This window comes from Mesorhizobium sp. M7D.F.Ca.US.004.01.2.1, from assembly GCF_003997785.1.
Classification (GTDB): domain Bacteria; phylum Pseudomonadota; class Alphaproteobacteria; order Rhizobiales; family Rhizobiaceae; genus Mesorhizobium; species Mesorhizobium loti.
Map to the genome: position 1 here is coordinate 1 of NZ_RZRQ01000475.1, position 3347 is coordinate 3347.

5 protein-coding genes are annotated in these 3347 nt (G+C 66.0%); 4 read left to right on the forward strand and 1 reads right to left on the reverse strand.

All coding sequences use genetic code 11. The annotated features are described in order from the left end of the window. From EN993_RS33230 to EN993_RS33245, 4 genes are all read left to right on the forward strand, one after another. Positions 1-429 (forward strand): hypothetical protein (locus tag EN993_RS33230; RefSeq protein WP_245469039.1); only part of this gene is annotated, 429 nt, incomplete at its 5' end. After that, entirely contained in the window at positions 410-1003 is a 594-nt protein-coding gene (locus EN993_RS33235) for a hypothetical protein (protein WP_127265992.1), read from the forward strand. The genes EN993_RS33230 and EN993_RS33235, both read left to right, overlap by 20 nt. Then, the gene (locus EN993_RS33240) at positions 1000-1602 is read left to right on the forward strand and encodes a hypothetical protein (RefSeq protein WP_126069880.1); all 603 of its coding nucleotides are present in this window, start codon (positions 1000-1002) and stop codon (positions 1600-1602) included. The genes EN993_RS33235 and EN993_RS33240 overlap by 4 nt, the downstream gene beginning before the upstream one ends. After that, entirely contained in the window at positions 1599-2177 is a 579-nt protein-coding gene (locus tag EN993_RS33245; RefSeq protein WP_127265993.1) for a hypothetical protein, read from the forward strand. Before EN993_RS33240 ends, EN993_RS33245 begins: the two co-directional genes overlap by 4 nt. Before the next feature lie 28 nt (positions 2178-2205). Here EN993_RS33245 and EN993_RS33250 read toward each other — a convergent pair. Then, positions 2206-3347: hypothetical protein (locus EN993_RS33250; protein ID WP_127265994.1), on the reverse strand; the 1142-nt coding region annotated here is incomplete at its 5' end.

The following is a 3347-nucleotide window of genomic DNA, read 5'->3' on the forward strand; positions in this document are numbered from 1 at the left end:
AGCCCTGCCCTCCTCGAAGCCTTCGAAGCCATCCGCCGCAACGGCATCACCCACGCCCGTCAGGATCATGTCAGGCGCAAGGCGGTGATCGACGAGCTGAAGCAGTCGGAGGCGCTGTTCTTGGCGGCGATCGGCCCGGCACTGTCGGCTGAGGAAGCCATCGAGGATGCCGCCCGCGTCATCGCCTGCTGGCGCAACATGCCGCGCTGGCGTCAGGAGCGGCGCCTGCCCGACCTGATCAGGGCCAAGCAGCAGCGCCTGGTGGCGCGCTACTTCCGCCGCCATGGCCACAGGCTCTGGGCAAGGGAAGCGGCGCGAGGGCTGGACCAGCCAATTGCGGGTTCCATCAGCCGTTTTTTCTTTCTAGAGTGCACCCGGGTGGCTGATCGTTCGACGTGCATAGTTTGGAATGTTCAAGACTGCCCGTAGCAGATTTCAGACCTGGATAACGGCCGGCGCCGGAACCATCGCCGCCCTGTTCGTCGCCGGCCTGATGGGGGCCTTCGGCGCCCTGCCCGCTCACGCGCCGCCGCAATTGCCGCCCGATGCCGCCATCGATGCCGGGCGCTGGCGGGTCCAGCCGGTGCGCGCCTATGTCAGCCGCGCCAAGGTCTATGGCGTGCCGCTGAAGCCCGGCCAGAAGGCGCTCGTGCTGGAGGCCGACATGACCAACCGCACTGCGCAATCCGACAAGGCCTATTTCAATGTCTTCACGCCGGACGGCCTCGCTTTGCCTGACGGCCTGCCGATGATCGCGCTGACCCGCGATCAGACGCTGACGCCGGAACTGCATCCCGGCATGACCGAGCGCATGGCCTATGTCTGGCCACTTGCCGGTGACGCCATCGTACCGGCAAATCTCAGCTTCGGCATCACCGCCGAAATCTTCAAGCCGCGCGACAATCTTTACGGCACACCCGGCTGGTTCAATCCCACCCGGCTCGGCACCGTCACCTTGCCGGTCGCCGACCTGCCGACAGACTCACTGGGAACCGGCTCATGAAGATCCGAGCCATCGGCAATCTCCTGATCGTCGCCGCCACCGTGGCGCTGAGCTACGGCATGCAGGTGTCGAAGCCGCATTATGCCGAGCTCACTGCGCCTATCCCGATCGATGGCGCCATGCACGACACGGTGCGGGCGCGCAGCTTCGATGTCCGCCTCGACAAAGTGGTCTTCGCCCGCACGCTGAGGACCGACCAGTTCGGCCAGACCAGGGTGCTGACCACGAGCGGCCTGTGGGCGGTGGTGACGACCAATCTCACCGCCACCAGCACCTCCACCACGGTCGCCGACGGCACCTGGCAAGGCCGGACCGGCCTGCGCTACCACCAGACGGAGCGGCTCAGCTTTCGCCAGGACATGCCGCCACATGCCGTCGATCCGGGTTTGGAAAGAAACGGCCTGTTCGTATTCGAAGTGCCGCCGGACCAGATCCGCGGCGCCAGCCTGCTGGTCGCTGCGCGCCAGTTCGCTCCGCTCGACGCCCAGGCCCGCATCAGCCTCGACGCATTGCCGACCAGCGCCGATGGCCAGCCGGCAGAGATCTTGCCGCAATACGATCTCGACGCTGCTGTGCCATCAGTTCAAGGCAAGTCATGAGCGCCGTCTCGACCGACATCGAACCAGCCGGCGACGCCCGGCAGGCCGAGACAAAATGGCGCCGGCGCGGTTTTGGCGCACTCGCCATCCTGCTGCCGCTGACGCTGGCCGAGATAAGCTATGACAGCGTCCGCGAATGGCTGCACGGCGAAGACCTCGTCGCCAGGGATGTCGACTTCGGCCAGTCCATGCCGTTCGGCGGCAGCGACTGGCGGCTGGCCGATTTGCGCGGCGGCAAGGCCGGCCGCTTGCCTGAGCACGCCTTCGCCGTCATCGCCACCTTCGCCGTCACGGTCGGCGATCCCGATCTGCAAAAGCAGTGGCTGGGCTGCAAATTGATGCTGACCGATGCCACCGGCCGCCGCTGGCTGCCGGATTTCATCTCCGGCGTCAGCCTGCCGGATGGCGTGATGAACTGCACCTCGGCGATCTTCTCCGGCGCCAAGAAAGGCGACGTCATCACCGTCGGCGAAACCTTCATCGTGCCCGAAGATGCCGTCAAGACCATCCGCCCAGCCGTTGGGCTGGGTAGCGAGCGGCCGTGGTATTTGCGTTTTCAGAGGCCGCCGAAGTGAGCCGTCCAGGGCCTGGGTTCCTCGCCAGCTATTTAGCCACCTCACCAATCGCCCCCGCCCCCTTCGCCATCGAAAACGCCGTCTCCAGCGCGGCGGCGAGAAAGCATATGCGCAGCGGCTCGATCAGGACGCCGGTGGAGGAATCCTGGAACGGGCTGCCGAACAGCAGCGTCACGCCGTGCGAAAAAATCTGCCAGACGTCGAGCTCGTGCGGACCGATCAGCCGCGTCGCACCGAGCCATGGCCACGCAGCGCCCCAGTCGAGCAAGCGGTAGCCGACGACCAGCGTGCACAACAGCATGAGGCTGGAGCTGACCGTGAGCCGCACCCCGTTGGCGATCGGCAGATAACGCGAGCGATAGCCCGCAATGAAATGCTCGACGAAATCGCGCAGGAATTTCGGCAGGCCGGCATAGCGCTGGCCGGCGCGCTCCAGCCGGCCATGCACCCGCATCAGCGCAGCATCGTCGCGCACGTCATAGCCATAGATCAGCGCCGCCATCACCAGCCAGATCAGCGGCAGCAGCATGAAGAAGAACAAATTGATCGCCACCGTCGACGGCGCGATGGAGGTGATCTCGACCGGCACCATGGGCGCGGCCGAGGCGATCGGCACCGGGCTCGCCAGCCCGTCGGCCGAAGCCTGCAGGGCCGACCAGAAATTGCGGCTCATCAGCCATTGCAGCGCCGAGTCCTTCCAGCGGCTGATGACGTAAAGACCGACGAAGATCCAGTTGGTCTCGCAGATCACCACGACGATCTGCCAGAACGAGGCGGCGCCAATCCTGGTTTGCGATGTCTTCGTCTGCATGAATTTGGCCAGCCGGCGGATCAGCCAGGACACCGCCACCGAGACCAGCAGCCAGCGCGAATCGAGCACGTCAAGCACATTGGCGCTCTGGCCGAAATCGGCCTGGTCGAGCGTGGCGCGCGAATATTGGCGCACGATGTCGCCCAGAAATCCCCAGGCCGCGTAATAGGCGAAGAAGGGCAGCAGCGCGATGGTGATCATCCGCACCAGCCGCGAGCCGCGCCGGTCCGCCGCGGCGCCCTGCTCCTTGCCGGCGGCTTGCGCCTCGGCGATTGCGGCGCTGTCCGCGCTGCGCTGCGCAGCCAGCACATGCGGCAGGCCGGGGCGCAGCACATGGAACATCGCCACCGTCACCACCA